Source organism: Paenibacillus sp. EKM206P (assembly GCF_011066155.1).
Taxonomy (GTDB): Bacteria; Bacillota; Bacilli; order Paenibacillales; family Paenibacillaceae; genus Paenibacillus; species Paenibacillus polymyxa_D.
Genome location: NZ_JAAMNQ010000078.1, coordinates 1 through 423, shown reverse-complemented (window position 1 = coordinate 423; position 423 = coordinate 1). Strand labels below are relative to the sequence as shown.

The 423-nt window shown below is 57.0% G+C and carries 1 protein-coding gene; it reads right to left on the bottom strand.

The features are described from left to right. The coding region (locus G9G53_RS25765) for an AMP-binding protein (protein ID WP_165150888.1) at positions 1-423 on the bottom strand (423 nt) is incomplete at both ends.

Sequence of the window (423 nt, the reverse complement as noted above, 5' to 3'; positions counted from 1 at the left end):
AGCCGCTGTTTCCAACTCACCCTCAGTCTGCCCTCCGGCCAAGGCCTGTCGGCTTTCCCCAAGCCATATCTGTGCTTGCTCCTGTAAGCCGATTTGGGTCAACAATACCGTCGCACCACTGTCCTCCAGCATGAAACGAATCCGTTCAGACGGATAGTCTGCATCCAGCGGCACATAGGCGCCTCCCGCTTTCCACACCGCCAGTACGCCGACCAGCATGTCTACCGAGCGTTCACTCAAAATGCCGACAATCGACTCGCGTCCAACGCCTTCATTCCGCAATCTCCGCGCCAATTGGTTCGCGCGCTCGTTCAGTTTCCGGTAAGTGAGCTGCTCCTCCTCGTACACCACCGCCACATGATCTGGTACAAGCTGTGCCTGTTCTTCCACATAGGTATGGAACAGGGCTCCTGCTTCAACTGC